Here is a 20,426-nt window from a genome sequence, read left to right on the forward strand (position 1 = left end):
AATAGTGCAACGCTCCCCGAGGAGAGCACGAAGGACACCGTTAAAACCATCCGCGCAGGGAAGGCCGGGCGACCGGCATCACCTGTAGTCCACCCCGTGTGCGTTTTCATTGCACGCGGACCGCGGGTGCCGCCGGCGCCCGGCCTTCCCTGCGCCCTCTGGTCTTTCAGGGGCGCGAACGAACAGCAAAGCTCGGGCGAAAGAAGCCGCGGGAATGCGAAGTCGCGTCTGCGAGGAAGAGAGCTGATTGAGCGCAGGCCGTGCCCCATACGCTCGCAATGACGGCGAGAGAGAACGGCTCAATCTCCTCTCGTGCCCCGGACGCAGCGCAGCGTCCCTTCGACGATGCGCTGCAGAGCCGGGGCCCATGCATCGACACGGCACGCGGCTGCTGGGTCCCGGCTCTGCGCTGCAGCGCTATAGAAGCGCTGCAGCGCGTCCGGGACACGGGCCGCTCGTCTTGCGGCACAACGGCCTACAAAGGAAAAGGCCCGGTCGCGATCGCGGCCGGGCCTTCGTGGTGAGATTTGATCGTGCGCGCTTTACGCCGCGGTCGAAGCCTTCTGCGCGGCCTTCGCGGCAGCGGCTTCGGCCTCGTCCTTGCGGATCTCCGACAGACGCTTCTGCACTTCCGCCGAGAAGATGTACTGCGCCGGGCGCTGCTTGCTCATGTCGATCTCGGGCGCCATCGGGCCCGTGGTCCTGATGCCGCGCAGCGACACCCACATCGCCTTGAGCGGGTTGTTGAGGGCTGCGGTCGCAGCCGTCGGCTCGTAGCCGCAATGGGCCATGCAGTCGGCGCACTTCTCGTAACGGCCGGTGCCGTAGGAATCCCAGTCGGTGGTCTCCATCAGCTCCTTGAAGGTTTTTGCGTAGCCTTCACCGAGCAGATAGCAGGGCTTCTGCCAGCCGAAGATGTTGCGCGCGGGCATGCCCCAGGGCGTGCACTCGTATTCCTGGTTGCCGGCGAGGAAGTCCAGGAACAGCCCGGAATGCATGAAGTTCCACTTCTTGCCCTTGCCCATCGCGAAGACGTCGCGGAACAGCTTCTTGGTCTTGGTGCGGTTGAGGAAGTGCTCCTGGTCCGGCGCGCGCTCATAGGCGTAGCCGGGCGACATCGAGACGCCGACGCCGAGCTCGACGGTGAGGTCGAGGAATTTTGCGATCTCCTCGGCCGGATGGCCGTCGAAGATGGTGGCGTTGACGTTGACCGTGAAGCCGCGCGCCTTGGCCGCCTTGATCGCGGACACCGCGCGGTCGAACACGCCCTTCTGCGACACGGCCTTGTCGTGGTGGTCACGCAGGCCGTCGAGATGCACGGAGAAGAACAGGTAAGGGGAGGGCTCGAAAAGGTCGAGCTTCTTCTCGAGCAGCAGCGCGTTGGTGCAGAGCGAGACGAACTTCTTGCGCGCGACGAGGCCGCGCACGATCTCGCCGATCTCCTTGTGGATCAGCGGCTCGCCGCCGGGAATCGCGACCATCGGCGCGCCGCACTCGTCGGCCGCGTCCCAGCACTCCTGCGCGGTCATGCGGCGGTTGAGGATCGCATCCGGATAATCGATCTTGCCGCAGCCGACGCAGGCGAGGTTGCAGCGGAACAGCGGCTCCAGCATCAGCACGAGCGGATAGCGTTTGCGGCCAAGCAGTTTCTGCTTGAGCAAATAGCCGCCGATACGCATTTCCTTGAAGAAGGGGATAGCCATTACAAAGTTTCTTTCTGGGCTTTGAATTCAGGTGGGTCAGCTCGCAGCCAATTGGGCCGGAAGCCGGAATTCGATGTTTTCCTCACGGCCCGGCAGTACCTGGACCTTGACCGGTCCGATCCGCCGCATCGCTTCGATCACGTCATCCACGAGTACCTCAGGCGCCGAAGCGCCGGCCGTAACACCGACCGTCCTCGCACTCTTCAACCACTCCGGATTGAGCTCGCTGCCGTCGGCAATCAAATAACTCGCGACGCCGGCCTCGGTGCCGATTTCGCGAAGCCGGTTCGAATTCGAGCTGTTGGCAGCGCCCACCACCAAGATCACGTCGACCAGCTTGCTCAAGTCCCTTACCGCAGATTGGCGGTTCTGTGTCGCATAGCAGATATCCCGGATATCCGGGCCTTGAATATCTGTAAAGCGGGCCTTGAGGGCAGCGATGATGTCCTTGGTGTCGTCGACCGACAGGGTGGTCTGGGTGATGTAGGCCACTGGCTGATCCGCGGGCAGGCTCAGGGCCTTAACCTCTTGAACGCTTTGGACAAGCAGCACGGGGCCGGGAACCTGGCCCATCGTGCCCTCGACCTCGGGGTGCCCGGCATGGCCGATCAGGATCAGCGTGCGGCCCGTGCCGACGTAACGCTTCCCCTGATTGTGAACTTTCGTGACCAGGGGGCAGGTGGCATTGAGCACCGGAAGGTCGCGCGCAGCGGCCTCTTCCTCGACGCTGCGGGCGACGCCATGGGCGCTGAACACCGTGACCGCCCTCGGTGGAACCTCGGACAGTTCCTCGACGAAGATGGCACCTTTGGTTTTCAGGCTCTCGACGACGTATTTGTTGTGCACGATCTCGTGGCGCACGTAGACGGGCGGGCCGTACTTCTCCAGCGCCCGTTCCACGATCTCGATCGCACGCACCACGCCCGCGCAGAAGCCGCGCGGTTGCGCCAGATAAACTTCCATGGGACGCCCATCACGCAAGTTGCACCATTCCGCTTTTCAGTCCCCGGCGGCACCCGATACTGACCAATGAGTTGCAATATCCGCACCATTGGTTCGCGAACGCGGTAGCCACCCACCCCCGTGGGGCTCCGGCGCATGGAGGCGCAATTCTTTGTGTCAAAAAATCGGCAGCAAGGAAAGGTCGAATGAAACCGCCAGGTCCCGACACGATTGATATTTAGGTATTATAGTAGGGTGGCAGGCGCTAGCAAGATGGGCAACACGGGTGCTCAGCCTTTCGTCACTTTCCCGCCTCAACTCCCCGGCTATACCCGACCGCCCCGCATGATTTTGCCCGGCCTCCCGCCGTTTACTTCGAACCTTGTTCCGGGAGAGCCACCCAAAACAGCAATAGGTTTCGCCCGGGAACTCCGATAAACAGCGGGCGTTTCCGGCAAGCTGTTAACCGCAGAAAGAAAAGAAGTGCTGCAAAGCGTCGTCGTTGCCATCGTCAGGGCCTGCACCCGGTTTGCCTCCCTCGTCGTCGTTCTCGGGCTCCTGCTGGCGGTGGGCGCGGGCTATTACGCGTCCCGGCACTTTGCCATCAACACCGACATCAATTCGCTGATTTCTCAAAACCTTGACTGGCGCAAGCGCGACCAGCAGTTCGACAAGGCGTTCGACCAAAATGAGCTCATTCTTGCCGTGGTCGAAGCGCGAACGCCCGAGATGGCGAGCGCAGCGTCGGACGCGCTCTATGCCAAGCTGAAAGGCGACAAGACCAACTTCCAGTCGATGCAGCAGCTCGGCAGCGGCGAGTTCTTCGAAAAGAACGGCCTGTTGTTCCTGCCGACCGAAGAGGTCGGCAAGATCACCGGCCAGTTCGAATCCGCCGCGCCCCTGATCGAGATCATGGCCGGCGATCCCTCGATTCGCGGCCTCACCGGCGCGCTGGAGACCGGACTTGCGGGCGTCAAGCGCGGCCAGGTCAAGCTCGACAGCACCGCGCGGCCCTTCAACCTGATCGCGCAGACGGTCGAGACAGTGCTCAACAAGGGCGATGCGAGCTTCTCCTGGCGCGAACTCGTCAGCGACGAGCCGCTCAAGGATTCGGACAAGCGCGCCTTCATCGAGTTCAAGCCGATCCTCGACTACAACGCGCTCGAGCCCGGCAAGGATGCCACCGACGCGATCCGGAAAGCGGCGGCCGACCTGGACTTCCCGACCAAGTACCAGGCGCGGGTGCGGTTGACCGGCCCGATTCCGATCGCCAACGAGGAATACGCCACCGTCCAGGAAGGTGCCGTCGTCAATGGTGTTGGCACGGTTCTCGTCGTGCTGCTCATCCTGTGGCTCGCGCTGCATTCGTCGAAGATCATCTTCGCCGTGTTCGTCAACCTCTTCGTCGGCCTCGCGCTGACGACCGCGGCCGGCCTGATGATGGTCGGGTCGTTCAATCTGCTGTCGATCGCGTTTGCGGTGCTGTTCGTCGGCCTCGGCGTCGATTTCGGCATCCAGTACAGCGTCCGCTACCGCTCCGAGCGCTTCAAGCACGACGACCTCACGGGCGCGCTGGTGCTGGCTGCCAAGCGCTCGGCGGTGCCGCTGTCGCTGGCGGCGATGGCGACGGCTGCCGGTTTCCTCTGCTTCATGCCGACCGATTACAAAGGCATCGCGGAGCTCGGCCAGATCGCCGGCGTCGGCATGCTGGTGGCGTTCATCTCGTCGATCACCGTTCTGCCGGCCATGCTGAAGCTCTTGAACCCGCCCGGCGAGAAGGAGCCGGTCGGCTATGCCTTCCTGGCGCCGCTCGATCACTTCCTGGAGCAGCACCGCGTGCTGGTCGTGGGCGGCACGCTGCTGCTCGCGCTCGCCGGGCTGCCGCTGCTCTATTTCATGAAGTTCGACTTCAACCCCATGAACCTGCGCAATCCGAAGGCCGAATCGATCGCGACCTTCCTCGACCTGCGCAAGGACCCCAACACCGGCGCCAATGCCATCAACGTGATGGTCACGTCCGAGGAGCAGGCAAGGCAGGTCGAGGCGAAGCTGGAGAAGGTGCCCGAGGTGCTCAGGGTGATGTCGCTCGACAGCTTCGTGCCGCAGGACCAGCCGCCGAAGCTGAAGCTGCTCGCGCAGGGCGCCAAGGTGCTCAATCCCGCGCTCAACCCCGATCAGATCGACGCGGCGCCGTCGGATCAGGAAAACGTCGAGTCGCTGAAATCCTCGGTCGACAATCTGCGCCGCACCGCCGGCGACGCGAAGGGCCCGGGCGCGGTCGCCTCGCGCCGTCTGGCCGACGCGCTCGAAAAGCTCGCCAATGGCGACGAGGCCACGCGCAACAAGGCGCAGGACGTGTTCGTCACGCCGATGAAGATCGTGTTCGACCAGCTCAGGAATGCGATGCAGGCCGAGCCGGTCACCCTGAAGTCATTGCCGCCCGACCTCGTCAGCGCCTGGAAGAGCAAGGACGGCATCATCCGCGTCGAGGCGCTGCCCAAGGGCGATCCCAACGACAACGACACGCTGCGCAAATTTGCGGCTGCGGTGCTCGTCGCCGAGCCAACCGCCATTGGCGGGCCGGTCTCGATCCTGAAATCCGGCGACACCGTGGTGCGGGCATTCATCCACGCCGGCATCTACGCGTTGCTGGTGATCGGCCTGCTGCTGTGGATCACGCTACGCCGCTTCGTCGACGTGCTGATGACGCTGGTGCCGCTCCTGGTTGCGGGCGCGGTGACGCTCGAGATCTGCGTGCTGATCGGCCTGCCGCTCAACTTCGCCAACATCGTCGCGTTTCCGCTGCTGCTCGGCGTCGGCGTCGCCTTCAAGATCTATTATGTCGTGGCCTGGCGCTCCGGCAGGACAAACCTGCTGCAGACCAGCCTGACGCGCGCGATCTTCTTCAGCGCGCTGACGACCGCGACCGCGTTCGGCAGCCTGTGGCTGTCGAGCCATCCCGGCACGTCCAGCATGGGCAAGCTGCTTGCCCTCTCGCTGGTGACGACGCTCGCGGCCGTGCTGCTGTTCCAGCCGGCCCTAATGGGCAAACCCCGCAATCTCAGGGAGTAGACAGATGTCGCCGACCGGGTCGGCGGCGCCCTTCTGACCGGGCTTGGCGGCGGCCGGGGCCGGGGCCTTCGGGGCTGCGGGCGCAGGCGCGGCGGCAACCGTCGTGCCTGTGGCTTTCGGCGCCGCGGCGGTGGGCTTCGGCGCGCCCTTGGCCATGGCGTTGGCGGTGCTCAAGGGGATCGGCGGGCCAACCCGGGTCCAGGTCTCGCCACCGCAGAGGAAGCCCATCACGCAGCCCTTGATTTCGAGCTGATCTGTGCCCGTTGGCGTGATGGTCGCGCTGTAGATCTGGCCGTCCTGGGCGTTGTAGACCTGTCCTTCCCACTGATCGGCACCGGGCTTCTTCTTCATGTCGATCAGTGTCACCATGCCCAGCGTGGGCCTGTTCTTTTTCGAGACATCCGGATTGTTCTCGTCGCGCCCGCCGGGCTTCTTTTCCCAGGCCACGGCGCCCCACATGCTGCCATTGCATTGCGCGACGCGGATGTTGGCGACGCCGTCGGCCACCCGCCAGTCGCCGGTGGGATCGGCGGCGAGCGCCGGCGTCAGGCAGGTGTAACCGCCAGCCAGTATTAGTCCGGTGTAAAGGGCTAAACGCATGATAGTTCCTCGGCAGTGCAACATGGTTTAAAGCTGTGCTTGCGAAGATGGTCCGAAAAAGGGCAAAAGGCCGCACAGACCGTTTTCAGGTAACGGTCCCTTTTCAGTTGACGAGACGACCCTCAACCGAAGTATGTAACGGATGCACAGCCCAAATCCAGACATGTCTCAGCTATTCGCGGACCGTCAGGCCCAGCGCAGCACCCTGCATAATCGGTATCTGAACGAGCAGTTCGTTCGGGTCCTCAAGACCATCGGCTACGATGTCGGCTTCCAGAAGGGGCAGGGGCAGTATCTCTACGATCGCGACGGCGCGCGCTATCTCGACCTGTTGTCCGGCTTCGGCGTGTTTGCGATCGGCCGCAATCATCCGGTCATGCGCGAGGCGCTCAAGAGCGTGCTCGATGCCGACCTGCCCAATCTCGTCCAGTTCGACGTCTCGGTGCTCGCCGGCGTGCTTGCCGAGCGGCTGCTGAAATACGTGCCCTATCTCGACAAGGCGTTCTTCGCCAATTCCGGTGCCGAATGCGTCGAAGCCGCGATCAAGTTCGCGCGCGGCGCGACGGGCCGCCCCGGCATCGTCTATTGCGCCCACGGCTATCACGGCCTGACCTATGGCGCGCTGTCGCTGACCGGCGATTCGAATTTCCGCACCGGCTTCGAGCCGCTGCTGCCGGGCTGCACCTCGATCCCGTTCAACGATCTGGCCGCGCTGGAAAAGGCGCTGGCCTCGCGCGAGGTCGCGGCCTTCGTGGTCGAGCCGATCCAGGGCAAGGGCGTCAACATGCCCACCGACGAGTTCCTGCCCGGCGCGGCCGCGCTCTGCAAGAAATACGGTACGCTGTTCGTCGCCGACGAGATCCAGACCGGCATGGGCCGCACCGGCCGCTTCCTCGCGGTTGAGCACTGGAACGTCGAGCCCGACATGGTGCTGCTGTCGAAGTCGCTGTCCGGCGGCCACGTGCCTGTCGGCGCGGTGCTGACGCGCAAGGCCATCTTCGACAAGATCTTCAATCAGATGGACCGCGCCGTGGTGCACGGTTCGACCTTCTCGAAGAACGACCTCGCCATGGCCGCGGGCATCGCCACGCTCGACGTCATGGAGTCCGAGAAGCTGATCGAGTCCGCCGCCAAGCGCGGCGCCGAGCTGCGCCTCGCGCTGACGCGCATGGTGCCCGGCTACGAGCTGCTGAAGGAAGTCCGCGGCAAGGGCCTGATGATCGGCATCGAGTTCGGCCCGCCGAAATCGCTGCGCCTGCGCGCCTCCTGGAACGTGCTGGAGACCGCCAACAAGGGCCTGTTCTGCCAGCTCATCACCGTGCCGCTGTTCAAGGATCACAAGATCCTGACGCAGGTCGCCGGCCACGGCAGCCACACCATCAAGCTGCTGCCGCCGCTCACCATCACGGAAGAAGACTGCACCTGGATCGAGAAGGCGTTCGACGACGTCATCGCCGGCAGCCACAAGGTCCCCGGCGCGATCTGGTCGCTCGGCAAGACGCTGGTGGACAACGCGGTGAGAAGGTCGGCGTAAGGCCTGTCGCTCAAGCGGTGATCGGCTTCTTCGCCGCTTCGATGTGATCGAACGCCACGGCGGCGTGCGTCCGCTTCAGTGCCCAAATACCGTATTGAAGAGCGGTAGAACGTCGCCGTCCTTTTCGACCGCGAGGATGGCGCGGCGTTGCGTTGCATAGAGGATCGGGATGTCTATCCAGGCTCGGCTTCGGATCAGAAGCGAATTGTTGGATGCATCTTGTGGCACAGCGGACAGGCCGATCAGGAAATGGGTGTCGTCAATTCTCACCGTCAGCGCGGCGATGGGCGCGCCTTTGGCCTGTTCGTTGACCTTCATCAGCAGGCCCATCACCTGTTTGATCTTGCCGGCCGCGAAGTCTGGGGCGACATCGATCTGCATCGTGTGAGTGGCAGGCAGCGCGGGGTCGAAATTACGCCGGATGGAGAGCGTCATCCGCAGATTTCGCGAAGGCACCTCGATGTCGCCGCGTATCGTGACGTCGCCTGACGGTGCCGCAGCATCGGTCGTCGGTTCTACCCGCCAGATGATCTTTCCGTCTGCGCGGTTACCCTTCGGATTGCTCGGGTCTTCCTCGTAGAGGACGGCTCGCATCGTGGTGGCGAGTCCGTCGCGGGCTGTTGCCGGTAGGGAAGCGGCGATCGTCCAGGCAAGAGCGGCGGCAAGGAAAAGAGGGCGCATCATGGCGCTGAATTAGCAGCCCTTTCCTGGCCTCGCAATCAAAAGTTGTGGTCTGGTCCTGCGGGGAGCGTCGCTCTCCCTCCGCATCCGTCTTCATCGCAGCCTCGAACTTCTCGACGTACTCGTCGCCGCCGACATCGCTGACGGCCCAGAAGTTCAAGCTGCGATCGCCCCGGCGCCATCCGGTCGGTGTGAAGGTCGGCTTGACCTTCCGCCGACTGCGCCTCAGCAACGTCCGGCGTATTCCCAGATGTGAAGCATGTTCAGCGTGAGCAGGCCGGCAAAGCCGGCAATGAGGGACAGCAGCGCGAACCAGATCCATTGCTTGCGCTCCCTGAAGGCCAGCAAGGCGGCGCAGCCTGCCGCGAACATCGACGGCAGCGTGGCGCAGATAATCAACAACGGAACCATGTCAGTCCTCCCAATGGAGCTGCAACCTGCCGAATTGCGCTCGCGAGGACTGTGAGAGTCGTCACTTCTGAACCATGCCGCGGAGCTTCCCCCGCCGCCGGCAGTTACCCCTCCACATTCGCCTTCATGGCCGCCTCGAACTTGTCGACGAACTCGGCGAGCTCGTCGCCGCCGATGTCGCTGACGGCCCAGAAGTTCAGGCCGCGCTCGCCCCAGCGGCGGCAGTTGAAGCCCTGCATGGTCTGCGTCTTCGGCGGCTGGTGCTCGGTGCTCGATGTCTGCGATACGAACAGGTTGATGACGTGCTGGCGCCGCTTGTAGACCACGGCGCCGATGGCGCGGGCGTCGATATAGTCGAGCCGGCCGCCGACCAGGGTAAAGCCCTGTGCGGTGAGGTCGATCACGGGCGGGGCGACGTCGAGCTTGCCGTTGAACCAGGGCTTGACCGTGTGCTGGTCGGTCGAGACCACGTCGATGAGGTGTCCGGCCTGCAGCGAGCGCAGATGCGCGGAGACCACCTCCGAGAGGATGCGCTGCTGGTCGTCCTGGCGCAGCACCAATGCGACGATGCCTGTGGCGGCGAGCGCGGAGACCGCCGAGCCCATCGCAAAGCCTCGCAGCACGGAGCGGCGGCTGGGCTGGGTCTGTGCCTTCGGCAGTGAGGCCTCGATCTTGTTGCGCAGGCTGGCGGGCGCGGCGTAACGCAGATTGGTGTCGGCGAGCACGCGCTGCATCTGGCGCTGCGCCGCGAATTCCGCGGCGCAGTCCGCGCAGTCGGCGATATGGGCTTCGACCTCGCGCGCATGGCCGGCGTCGAGCTCGCCGTCGAGCAGCGCGTGAAGCATGATCCTTGCTTCGTCGCAGGTCATCTGGAGTGCTCCTCTTCCGCCGTCCAGGCCGCGCGCAGCATGGCGCGGGCACGGGCGAGGCGGGACATCACGGTGCCGATGGGGGCGCCGACGGCTTCCGCGATTTCACGATAGGACAAATTGTTGATCTCGCGCAGCACGAAGGTTTCCTTGAACGGCTCGGCGAGCGCGTCGATCAGCTTGCGGATGGCGCCGGCGTCGCGGCTGCGCAGCACTTCCGCCTCCGGGCTCGCCTCGCTCTCCTGCCAGATCGGCGTCTGGTCGGCGGCGCCGGGGGTGTCCTCGATCGCGCTGGGTCTCGCCGCGCGCCTGGCATATTCGGCGTTGCAGACGTTGCGCAGGATCGCGAACAGCCAGGGCTTCATGGCCGGGCCGCGATAGCTGTCAAAGTGCTTCAGCGCGCGCAGATAGCATTCCTGCACCGCGTCTTCCGCATCGGACGCGTCGCGCAGCAAGTAGCGCGCGAGCGTGTAGACGTCGTCGAGATAGGGCAGAGCCGCTTCGCGAAAACGCCGCGCCTTGTCTGGATCGTCGCTTGTCGCTGGCATCGCCGCTCGCTTTGCCGTTTCGCCTGATGTCGCAGGAGACGCAGGAGCCCGGCCGGCGTGGGACCACCGGCCGGGCAGGACGTTGATGCCTTGGTTGGAGACGTTACTCAACCTTGATCATCCCCGTCATGTGCGGGTGCAGCGAACAAAAATATTTGTAGTCGCCCGCATTGGTGAAGGTGAACGAGAACTTGTCGTCGGTGTCCAGGGTCTTGGACCTGAACTTGCCGGCCGACACCACGGTGTGCGGGATGTCGTCGCGGTTGGTCCAGGTCACGGTCGTGCCGACCTTGATCTTGAGCTCGGCCGGCTGGAAGACGAAATTGTCGATATGCACCTCCATGTCGTCGGCGCGGGCTGTCGTTGCGGGCAGCAGAATGGCCGCGGCCAAGGCAAGTCCGAGATCGAGACCGAAGTCGCGGCGGTTGAGGGTCTTCATTGTCGGCTTCCACCTTAACCCTGGAGCGGCGTGTCGATGATCGCGAGCCGCTGCTCGTTCTGCTTGAAGTTGATGCTGGCAACGCCGAGCATGCCGCGGAGCTTGGCGTCCTCGACCTTCATCGGTCCGGGTGAAGGCGCGGCTCCTGGCGCCGGCTGCGGGAAGGCGGTGGAGCGCGCGGTGTGGAAGGTGACGTTGCCCTCGACCTTCTGCATGACCTGGTGGATGTGGCCGTTCAGCACGGTGACCGAGCCGAAGCCTTTCACCTGCTCCAGCGCACGGCCGCCGTCCTCGGTGCCCCAGCCCCATTCGGGATAGACGGTCCAGAGCGGAATGTGCGCGAACAGCACGATCGGCGTCGATTTCGACTTGCCACGCAGGTCGTCCTCCAGCCAGGCGAGCTGCTCGGCGCCGAGATTGCCGAGTCCGCCGGCCTTGAGGTCGACGACATTGACGAGGCCGATGAAGTGGACGCCGCCGGCATCGAACGAATACCAGCCGTGGCCCTTGGTGCCGCGGCCATAGCGCTCGCGATAGAATTTCACCTCCTCGTCGAGGAAGTCATGCTCGCCGGGCACGTAGTGCACGTCGAGCTTGGTTTGCGAGATGATGCGCTCGGCATTGTCGAACTCGGCGGCCTTCGACAGATGCGTGATGTCGCCGGTGTGGATCATGAACGACGGCTTGGCCGGCATCGCGTTGATCTTATTGACTGCCTCCTCCAGCGTGCCGAGCGCGTTGGGATTGGCCGGCTTGTCGAAGCCGACATGGCTGTCGCTGATCTGGAGGAAGGTCATGCCGGGTGCGACCGCGGTCGCTGCTTGCGCGGAATCGATGATGCCGAGCGAGCGCGGCACGCCGCCCGTGACGGTCCAGAGCACTCCGGTGCCGGCCCAGGTCATGCATTCCAGCACCTTGCGGCGGCTGACGCCGTCGCCGCCGTGATCGTGTCCGCTCATCGCGCATCTCCGCTTCGCCCGGAATTGGGCTTCGGGGAGGTGATTGGGGGAGGAGGGGACTTATTCCCGGATGAGATGACGATTTCGTGAGGAGGTCTCGTGTCCCGGACGCGCTGCAATGCGTGGCATTGCTGCGCAGAGCCGGGATCCAGAAGGCCACGCGGGTACGCGGTGAGATGGGCCCCGGCTCAGCAGCGCATCACTGCGTGCTGCGCTGCGTCCGGGGCACGAGACTTACTTTGCGAATTCCAGTGTGGCCTGCACCACCCGCGCCGGCACTTCCTGCGCCACGCAATGCCCGGCACCTTCGAAAACCATCGTGCTGACGTGCGGAATCAGGGAAGTGGCGCGCGCGGCCATCACCTTGTAGACCGGCCACGACTTCGCGGCGGTGGTGACGCGCACGGGACAATCGATCTCGGTAAGTGAGGCAAATGGATTGCCGCGGGCATCGCCAACATAGACCTGCGTCATCGCCTCGTAGATGGGACGCAGCATCGCAGACTCGGTCTCAGGCGTGCAGCAGAGCCGGACCCGGCCGTCTTCGAGCGACACGAAGCCGTGGCGCACATAGGCCCACAGCGACGTTTCGGTCCAATCCGCAAATACAGGCGCCGCGCGGTAGCGTTCGAAGACGACGTCCAGGCTGTCGAACTCCGCCTGACGGCGCAGCGCGCCTTGCACACGGGACAGGGAGTCGTCGTCCAATCCGCCGGCGCGCGCCGCGCGAGGGTCCATGATGGTCGGCTCCATCACGAACAGCCGCGTGAAACGCCCGGGCAGGAGCTTTGCCGCAAGCAGAAGATCGGTCGCGCCCGCGCTATGGCCGATGCCATAAATGTCGCGCAAACCGAGAGCGTCCATCACCCGGCAGACGTCATCGGCATAATCCAGGAAGTGATAGGTGCTCGGCTTGTGGCTTGCGCCGTGGCCGCGGCGGTCGAACGCATAGACCGTATATGTCGATGCCAGCTCGCACGCGACCTCGCTCCAGACATCGGCGACGAAGCCGGTGCCATGCACGAGCAGGGCAGGCGGCCTGCCGCTCTCGCCCCATTGCAGCATGGCGATCTCTGCGCCGGCGCGGCCGATTGAAAAGCGGTGTGGATTGATCATGGTGGCGGGACGCTACTTCGCATCCTCCAAGATCATCGTGGCGCCCTTCTCGGCGATCATCGCGGTCGGCGTATTGGTGTTGCCGGAGGTGATGGTCGGCATGATCGAGGCGTCGACGATGCGCAGGCCGTCGAGGCCGTAGAAGCGCAGGCGCTCGTCGACGACCGCCATGGGATCGCTCACCGCACCCATCTTCGCGGTGCCGACGGGATGGAAGATGGTGGTGCCGATGTCGCCGGCGGCTTTCGCCAGCGAGGCATCGTCATCGCCGACGGTGGGGCCGGGCAGGTATTCGCTCGGGCGATATTTGGCGAGCGCTTTCTGCTGCATCAGGCGACGGGTGGTGCGGATGGCGTCCGCGCCGACCTGACGGTCGTCGTCGGTGGAGAGGTAGTTCGGCGCGATGATCGGCTTCTCGTCAGGCGCCGCCGAACGCAGCCGCACGGTGCCGCGCGAGGTCGGCTGCAGATTGCAGGCGCTGACGGTGATGGCGGGAAAACGGTGCAGGGGATCGCCGAACTTGTCGAGCGACAGCGGCTGAACATGGAACTGGATGTTCGCCCGCGCGCGCGTCGCGTCCGACCGCGTGAAGATGCCGAGCTGCGACGGCGCCATGGTCAGCGGACCGCGGCGGCGGAAGGCGTAGTCGAGGCCCATCAATCCGCGGCGGAACAGATTGTAATAGGTCTCGTTCAGCGTGCGCACGCCCTCGACCTTGTAGATCGCGCGCTGCTGGAGATGGTCCTGCAGATTGCGCCCCACGCCGGGCTTGTCCATGACGATGTCGATGCCGAGCGGCGACAGCCAGTCGCAGGGGCCGATGCCGGAGCGGTGCAGCACCTGCACCGAGCCGATCGAGCCGGCCGAAAGCACCACCTCGCGCCTGGCGCGCGCCTCGATGACCTCGCCGTTCTGGATGAAGCGCACGCCGACCGCGCGGCCCTGCTCGATGACGAGACGGTCGACCAGCACGTGCTTCTCGAGCCGGAGGTTGGGGCGATTCAATGCCGGCTTGAGGAAGCCGCGCGCCGAGGACCAGCGCCGCCCTCGCTTCTGATTGACGTGGAAATAGCTGGTGCCTTCGTTGTCGCCGGTATTGAAATCGGGGATGCGCTTGATGCCCATTTCCTCGGCGGCATCGCCAACGGCATCGAGAACGTCCCACGACAGCCGCGGCGCTTCGATGCGCCAGCCGCCGCCGGCGCCGTGATGCTCGCTGGCGCCGAGGAAGTGATCCTCGAGCCGCTTGAACAGCGGCAGCACGTCATCGTAGCCCCAGCCGGTCATGCCGAGCTGGCGCCAATGGTCGTAATCGGCGGCCTGTCCGCGCATCGAGATCATGGCGTTGATCGCCGAGCAGCCGCCGATCACCTTGCCTCTGGGGTAGGCGAGCGAACGGCCGTTCAGGCCCGGCTCGGCCTCGGTCTTGAACATCCAGTCCGAGCGCGGATTGCCGATCGCGAAGAGATAGCCGACGGGGATGTGGAACCAGATCCAGTTGTCGTCGCCGCCGGCTTCGAGGACGAGGACGCGGTTCCTGGGCTCGGCCGAGAGCCGGTTGGCGAGGATGCAGCCGGCCGTGCCGGCCCCGACGACAATGTAGTCAAACTCACCTTCGAGCCGCCTTGGCATTCTGCTTCCACCCGGATGGTCACTAGCGTTCCGCCCTAATAGGCAGACGCGGCGGATCGGGACAAGCCCGGCCATGCCGGGCGGGCAGGGCTAGACCCCGATGTCAGGCGGTTGGGTGGACTGGCGCTTGCATGGTAGACAGTCCTGTATTCCCAACAAATCTCGAGACCCTCCATGCCCATCGTGAACCGTGTCGCCGACCTCCAACCCGATATTCAGGCCTGGCGCCGGGACATCCATCAGCATCCCGAGCTGCTCTATGACGTCCATCGCACTGCAGCATTCGTGGCGGACCGGCTGCGCGAGTTCGGCTGCGACGAGGTCGTGACCGGCCTCGGCCAGACCGGCGTGGTCGGCGTGATCAAGGGCAGCAAGCCGGCCGGCGAGGGCCTCAAGGTGATCGGGATGCGTGCCGACATGGACGCGCTGCCGGTCGAGGAGCAGACCAACCTGCCTTACGCCTCCAAGACCCCGGGCAAGATGCACGCCTGCGGCCATGACGGGCACACCGCGATGCTGCTGGGAGCAGCCCGCTACCTCGCCGAGACCCGCAACTTCGCCGGCGATGCGATCGTGATCTTCCAGCCGGCCGAGGAGGGCGGCGCCGGCGGCGAGGCCATGGTCAAGGACGGCCTGATGGAGCGCTTCGGCATCGAGCAGGTCTACGGCATGCACAACGGCCCGGGCATCCCGATCGGCTCGTTCGCGATCCGGCCGGGCCCGATCATGGCAGCGACCGACGAGGTCGACATCATGATCGAAGGCCTCGGCGGCCACGCCGCGCGTCCGCACAAATGCATCGATTCCGTGCTGGTTGGTGCGCAGGTGATCACGGCGCTGCAGTCGATCGTCGCGCGCAGCGTCGATCCCCTGGAATCGGCCGTGATCTCGATCTGCGAATTCCACGCCGGCAATGCCCGCAACGTCATTCCGCAGACCGCGACGCTGCGGGGCACCATCCGCACGCTCTCGCCGGAGGTGCGCAAGCTGGTCGAGAAGCGCGTGCACGAGGTGGTCGCGGGCGTCGCGCAGATCACCGGCGCCAAGATCGACCTGCACTACAAGCGCAACTATCCGGTCGTGAACAACCATGCCGCGGAGACCGAGGTGGCGCGCCGTATCGCCAAGCAGGTCGCGGGCGAAGCCAATGTGCACGAGATGCCGCCGCTGATGGGCGGCGAGGATTTCGCCTACATGCTGGAAGCGCGCCCCGGCGCCTTCATCTTCTGCGGCAACGGCGACAGCGCCGGCCTGCATCACCCCGCCTACAATTTCAACGACGAGGCGATCGTCTACGGCACGTCCTACTGGGTGAAGCTCGTCGAGGAATCGCTCGCGGCATCGTAAGGCCGAAGTCGACGCTCAGATGAAGAGGGCCCGTGCATTGCACGGGCCCTCTGTCTTGGGTGATGCGCTCGGATTTAGAAGATCCGCGAGAAGATCACGTAGAGCGTGGCCGACAGCATGATCGCGCAGGGCAGCGTCAGCACCCAGGCCATCAGCAGGTTTCGGATGGTGGACCATTGCAGGCCCGAGCCGTTGGCGGCCATGGTGCCGGCGACGCCTGACGACAGCACGTGGGTGGTGGAGACCGGCAGGCCGAACACGTCGGCGGCACCGATCGTGGCGGCAGCGACCAGCTCGGCGGACGCTCCTTGCGCGTAGGTGAGATGGCTCTTGCCGATCTTCTCGCCGACGGTGACGACGATGCGCTTCCAGCCGATCATGGTGCCGAGACCGAGCGCGATGGCCACCGCGATCTTCACCCAGGTCGGGATGAACTTGGTGGCGGCGTCGAGCGAGCCCTTGTAGGCGTTCAGGGTCGCGATCTCCTCCTTGCTGAGATCGTTCTCCTTGTCCTTCATCAGGAAGCGGATCGCTTCCGAGGTCATGTACATGTCGTTGCGGGTGTTGCCGACGGCCTCGGCCGGGACCTTGTTCAAGGTGCCGTATTTGGCGACCTGATCACCGACGTCCTTCACCAGCACGGCGAGCGAGGGATAGGTGCCCTCGTTGATCTGATGCAGTGCGATGTACTGCGTCACCGCGGGGCGGGGATCGCCAATGATGCTGTGGCCCGCGCCCTTCGCCGCGATCACCCTGGAAGCGGCATCCGAGGTCTTCTGGAACTGGGCGACCTGGGATTCCGGCAGCGCACGGTTGAGCGCGTAAGCCGTCGGCACGGTGCCGATCAGGATCAGCATGATCAGGCCCATGCCCTTCTGGCCGTCATTGGAGCCGTGCGCGAAGCTGACGCCGGTGCAGGTTGCGATCAAGAGACCGCGGATCCAGAGCGGCGGCGCCTTGTTGCCTTCGGGCGCTGCGTAGAGTGCGGGGTTACGCACGATGAACTTGAGCACGAGCAGCAGCACGGCGGCGCAGATGAAGCCGAACAGCGGTGACAGCAGCAGCGCGTAGCCGATCTCGGTGGCCTTGCTCCAGTCCACGCCCGAGGTGCCGTCGCGGCCGCGCATGACGGCGTTGGCGACGCCGACGCCGATGATCGAGCCGATCAGCGTGTGCGAGGAGGAGGCGGGCAGGCCGAAGAACCAGGTGCCGAGATTCCACAGGATCGCGGCGATCAGCAGCGCGAACACCATGGCAAAACCGGCGCTGGAGCCGACCTGGAGGATCAGCTCGACCGGCAGCAGCGAGACGATGCCGAAGGCGACCGCGCCGGAGGACAAGAGCACGCCGAGGAAGTTGAAGAAGCCCGACCACATCACCGCGACTTCGGCCGGCAGCGAATGGGTGTAGATCACGGTCGCCACCGCATTGGCGGTGTCGTGGAAGCCGTTGACGAACTCGAAGCCGAGCGCGATCAGCAGCGCGACGAACAGTAGGATGTAGGGCAGGTAGGTCGTCACGCGCGTGCCGGTGGCGTTGACGTCGACGTAGATGCTGTAGGCGACGAACAGCAGACCCGCGGCGAGGATGCCGAAGAACAGGATCATCGTCAGCGGATTGAAGCCCTTGTCGAGATTTGGCCGCGAGGCCGGCTGGACGGGCGCGGGATCGGCTACCGCGCGGTCGAATGCAACATCGGTCATGTCTGGACGCCCCTTAACTTTCCTGAGGGGCCATTGTCCGCGATGGATTTGAAGGCCGGATGACAAGCGGCGATTGAAAGCCGTTTTCTCAACACTCTTCAGGCGGCGCGCGCGGTTTTCTTCTGCAGGCCTGCCGCGATCTTCAGATCCTCGACAAAGCGCCGATATTCCAGCGCCTTGGCTTCCGGATCGGGCAGCCGCAGCAGATAGGATGGATGCACAGTCACCAGCGCCTTGCGTCCGTCGGGAAGGTCGATGAGCCGGCCGCGGGTCTTGCCGACCGGGGTGATCTTGCCGAACACGCTCTGCGCGGCCGTGGCCCCCATCGCGACGATGAGATCGGGCCGGATCGCCGCAACCTCCCGCTCATACCATTGCCGGCACGCCCGGATCTCCGGCGTGTTCGGTTTCTGGTGCAGGCGGATCTTTCCGCGCGGCACGAATTTGAAGTGTTTCACGGCGTTGGTGACATAGACCTTCTTGCGGTCGACGCCGGCCTCCTCCAGCGCGCGGTCGAGCATCTGGCCGGCCGGGCCGACGAAGGGATGGCCGGCGAGGTCTTCCTTGTCGCCGGGCTGCTCGCCGACCAGCATGATGTTCGCATTCCCAGGGCCCTCGCCGAACACGGTCTGGGTCGCGTCCTTGTAGAGCGGGCAGGCGCGGCAATGGGCGGCCTCCTCGCGGAGCGCTTCGAGATCGTTGGCGGCAGTCTTGCGTGGCATCGGGGCCTCCGGCCGCTTCTGGGGCTTGTGCGGATCGGTTGCGGCATTGGCGATCATAGCACCGGTCATGCGCTCGGCGTCCTCGATCAAGGGCTTAATGATCGAAGCCTCGGGCAGGTTCCTCCAGTATTTCTTCGGCATCTCCGCCTGCATCGCCTTCACCTTGAGCCGGGCCGGATTGAAGATGCTGGCGTAGTAGCGCCGCCAGGTTTCCTCCAGCCGGTCTTCGCCTGGCGCTTCGCTCTTGCCGACGCCCGGCGTGAACGAGAGTTCGTGGCCGTCCCAATGCGCACAGAGGTCCGGCGTCAGGATCGACCAGGGCATGTCGGCAAATCGCTTGGCGAAGAACGGGGCTGCGAGCGCGACGATGTGATGCTCCGGCTCGAACCAGGCGACGTAATGCGCCGCGCGTTCCCGGCCGATCTCGCGGAAGCGGACGAAGGCATGCATCTTGTGCTCGTCGCGATGAACCGCTCGTGCCATTGCCGTGACCTGCGCGACATCGGCATCGGTCGCGACCTCGATGAGGTCGTGATTGTCCTTCAGTCTGAACAGCAGGCGATACAGGATCGCAAAGCGCTCGGAATCGCGATGCAGGATCGCGGCCTGGGCCAGTTCGACGAATTTGCCCGATACGTTGAAGGTGCCTTCGTTCACCTCGAGGATCGGAGACGGCGGTTGCGGTGCGAACAGCTCGGCATCGCGGCCTTGCACGGTCCAGGTGACATCGGCGGGCTGCACATGATGCAGCACGAGGCTGCGTGCCGCTTTACGCCAGCCGTCGAAATCGGTTTCGGTGTCGAGGGTGATGTACTGCATCAGAAGCCAAACCCCAATTGTGTTGCCTTCGGCTTGAAACGTTCGATCAGCCCGGCCGCATCGAGGCGATGCGGTGAGGGGCGGTGATCGCTGAGGACGATGAACGGCAGCGCCTTGTGCTTGGGCACGTGCAGCCGCGCCAGATCGGAGAGGCGGATCGTGGTGGTGCGCCGCGTTGCGATGATGCGCTCGACCGCCTTGGTGCCGAAGCCCGGCACGCGCAGCAATTCCTCGCGGCTGGCGCGGTTGATGTCGAGCGGGAAGCGGTCACGGTGGCGCAGCGCCCAGGCGAGCTTCGGGTCGATGTCCAGCGGCAGCATGGCGCTGTCGTCGACGATCTCGCCGACATCGAAGCCGTAGAACCGCATCAGCCAGTCGGCCTGGTAGAGCCGGTGCTCGCGCAGCAGCGGCGGCTGCACCAGGGGCAAGGCGCGGCTGGCGTCCGGGATCGGGCTGAAGGCGGAGTAATAGACGCGCCGCAGCTTGTATGAGCCGTAGAGATTGGAGCTGGTGTGGAGAATGGTGTGATCGGAGGCCGCGTCGGCGCCGACGATCATCTGGGTGCTTTGGCCGGCCGGCGCGAAACGCTGAGGCTTTGCTTTCGTTTTTGTTGCGCGGTTCTCCTCGGCTTCGTCCAGCTTCAGCCGCAGCCGGCCCATGGTGCGGCGGATCGCGCGAACGTCCTTCTCCGGCGCGAATTGCTGCAGGCTCGTCTCCTGCGGCATCTCGATGTTGATGGAGAGGCGGTCGGCATATTTGCCGGCCTCCGCGATCAGCGCGTCGTCGGCCTCGGGAATGGTCTTGAGGTGGATGTAGCCGCGGAAATGATACGCCTCGCGCAAGGTTCGCGCGACGCTGACGACCTGCTCCATGGTGTAGTCGGGGCTGCGGATGATGCCGGAGGAGAGAAACAAGCCTTCGATGTAATTGCGCCGGTAGAAGTCGAGCGTCAGCTTGACCACTTCGTCGATGGTGAAGCGGGCGCGCGGCACGTTGGAGGAGGCGCGGTTGACGCAATAGAGGCAATCGTAATTGCAGGCGTTGGTCAGCAGCACCTTGAGCAGCGAGATGCAGCGTCCGTCCGGCGCGTAGGAATGGCAGATGCCCATGCCGGGGGCGGTCGAGCCCATGCCCTTGCCGTCGCTGGAATCCCGCTTCTCGGTGCCGCTGGAGGCGCAGGACGCGTCGTACTTGGCGGCGTCGGCCAGGATCGCCAGCTTGCGTTGCACGTCCATGGTTGAATCCCTTTGATTCCGCTGATGAATCCGACAGCGCGCCAATTCGATTGACTCTTCTGGCGGCGTTAGCTTTATATTAGAACATATCATG

The 20,426-nt window shown here is 64.7% G+C and carries 17 protein-coding genes; 3 read left to right on the top strand and 14 right to left on the bottom strand.

Annotation, left to right across the window (positions count from 1 at the left end):
• Nucleotides 1–542: 542 nt before the first annotated feature.
• A complete protein-coding gene (gene hpnH, locus UNPF46_RS33405; RefSeq protein WP_100180256.1) occupies nucleotides 543–1,703 on the bottom strand; it encodes an adenosyl-hopene transferase HpnH in 1,161 nt (386 codons plus the stop codon).
• 36 nt (nucleotides 1,704–1,739) lie between these two features.
• Nucleotides 1,740–2,666, bottom strand: a complete 927-nt coding sequence (gene ispH / locus UNPF46_RS33410) for a 4-hydroxy-3-methylbut-2-enyl diphosphate reductase (RefSeq protein WP_100180255.1) — start codon at nucleotides 2,664–2,666, stop codon at nucleotides 1,740–1,742.
• A 462-nt stretch (nucleotides 2,667–3,128) separates the two neighbouring features.
• Between ispH and hpnN the strand changes: the two genes are divergently transcribed.
• Complete coding sequence (hpnN, locus tag UNPF46_RS33415; protein ID WP_142252913.1) at nucleotides 3,129–5,717, top strand: hopanoid transporter HpnN; 2,589 nt, start codon at nucleotides 3,129–3,131, stop codon at nucleotides 5,715–5,717.
• Here the strand turns inward: hpnN and UNPF46_RS33420 are convergent.
• Nucleotides 5,685–6,317, bottom strand: a complete 633-nt coding sequence (locus UNPF46_RS33420; protein WP_174719208.1) for a DUF2147 domain-containing protein — start codon at nucleotides 6,315–6,317, stop codon at nucleotides 5,685–5,687. The genes hpnN and UNPF46_RS33420 overlap by 33 nt on opposite strands.
• 142 nt (nucleotides 6,318–6,459) lie before the next feature.
• Between UNPF46_RS33420 and hpnO the strand changes: the two genes are divergently transcribed.
• Entirely contained in the window at nucleotides 6,460–7,851 is a 1,392-nt protein-coding gene (gene hpnO, locus UNPF46_RS33425; RefSeq protein ID WP_100180252.1) for an aminobacteriohopanetriol synthase HpnO, read from the top strand.
• A gap of 75 nt (nucleotides 7,852–7,926) precedes the next feature.
• Here hpnO and UNPF46_RS33430 read toward each other — a convergent pair whose 3' ends face one another.
• The 8 genes from UNPF46_RS33430 to UNPF46_RS33470 form a co-directional block, all read right to left on the bottom strand.
• Entirely contained in the window at nucleotides 7,927–8,535 is a 609-nt protein-coding gene (locus tag UNPF46_RS33430; protein ID WP_181770234.1) for a hypothetical protein, read from the bottom strand.
• A 222-nt stretch (nucleotides 8,536–8,757) separates the two neighbouring features.
• Entirely contained in the window at nucleotides 8,758–8,943 is a 186-nt protein-coding gene (locus tag UNPF46_RS33440; protein ID WP_142252915.1) for a hypothetical protein, read from the bottom strand.
• A gap of 104 nt (nucleotides 8,944–9,047) precedes the next feature.
• The gene (locus UNPF46_RS33445) at nucleotides 9,048–9,812 is read right to left on the bottom strand and encodes an anti-sigma factor family protein (protein ID WP_142252916.1); all 765 of its coding nucleotides are present in this window, start codon (nucleotides 9,810–9,812) and stop codon (nucleotides 9,048–9,050) included.
• Nucleotides 9,809–10,360, bottom strand: coding sequence for a sigma-70 family RNA polymerase sigma factor (locus tag UNPF46_RS33450; protein WP_142252917.1), 552 nt, complete (start codon nucleotides 10,358–10,360; stop codon nucleotides 9,809–9,811). Before UNPF46_RS33450 ends, UNPF46_RS33445 begins: the two co-directional genes overlap by 4 nt.
• 103 nt (nucleotides 10,361–10,463) lie before the next feature.
• Entirely contained in the window at nucleotides 10,464–10,799 is a 336-nt protein-coding gene (locus UNPF46_RS33455) for a cupredoxin domain-containing protein (protein WP_100180246.1), read from the bottom strand.
• A 14-nt stretch (nucleotides 10,800–10,813) separates the two neighbouring features.
• Nucleotides 10,814–11,758, bottom strand: coding sequence for a metallophosphoesterase family protein (locus UNPF46_RS33460; protein ID WP_142252918.1), 945 nt, complete (start codon nucleotides 11,756–11,758; stop codon nucleotides 10,814–10,816).
• Nucleotides 11,759–11,992: 234 nt separating this feature from the next.
• Entirely contained in the window at nucleotides 11,993–12,874 is an 882-nt protein-coding gene (locus tag UNPF46_RS33465) for an alpha/beta fold hydrolase (protein ID WP_142252919.1), read from the bottom strand.
• A 12-nt stretch (nucleotides 12,875–12,886) separates the two neighbouring features.
• Nucleotides 12,887–14,506 (bottom strand): GMC family oxidoreductase, encoded by a 1,620-nt coding sequence (locus UNPF46_RS33470; RefSeq protein WP_142252920.1) that lies wholly within the window; start codon nucleotides 14,504–14,506, stop codon nucleotides 12,887–12,889.
• Between the two features lie 174 nt (nucleotides 14,507–14,680).
• Here UNPF46_RS33470 and UNPF46_RS33475 point away from each other — a divergent pair, with 174 nt between their 5' ends.
• The gene (locus UNPF46_RS33475; RefSeq protein WP_100180242.1) at nucleotides 14,681–15,853 is read left to right on the top strand and encodes a M20 aminoacylase family protein; all 1,173 of its coding nucleotides are present in this window, start codon (nucleotides 14,681–14,683) and stop codon (nucleotides 15,851–15,853) included.
• Nucleotides 15,854–15,927: 74 nt separating this feature from the next.
• Here UNPF46_RS33475 and UNPF46_RS33480 read toward each other — a convergent pair whose 3' ends face one another.
• From UNPF46_RS33480 to UNPF46_RS33490, 3 genes are all read right to left on the bottom strand, one after another.
• Nucleotides 15,928–17,556, bottom strand: a complete 1,629-nt coding sequence (locus UNPF46_RS33480) for an inorganic phosphate transporter (protein ID WP_142252921.1) — start codon at nucleotides 17,554–17,556, stop codon at nucleotides 15,928–15,930.
• 98 nt (nucleotides 17,557–17,654) lie between these two features.
• Nucleotides 17,655–19,097, bottom strand: coding sequence for a UdgX family uracil-DNA binding protein (locus tag UNPF46_RS33485; protein WP_142252922.1), 1,443 nt, complete (start codon nucleotides 19,095–19,097; stop codon nucleotides 17,655–17,657).
• On the bottom strand, nucleotides 19,097–20,332 hold the full coding sequence (locus tag UNPF46_RS33490; protein WP_142252923.1) for a putative DNA modification/repair radical SAM protein: 1,236 nt from the start codon (nucleotides 20,330–20,332) through the stop codon (nucleotides 19,097–19,099). The genes UNPF46_RS33485 and UNPF46_RS33490 overlap by 1 nt, the downstream gene beginning before the upstream one ends.
• Nucleotides 20,333–20,426 lie beyond the last annotated feature (94 nt).

Origin of the sequence: Bradyrhizobium sp. UNPF46 (assembly GCF_006658625.1) — a bacterium.
Lineage (GTDB): Bacteria > Pseudomonadota > Alphaproteobacteria > Rhizobiales > Xanthobacteraceae > Bradyrhizobium > Bradyrhizobium nitroreducens.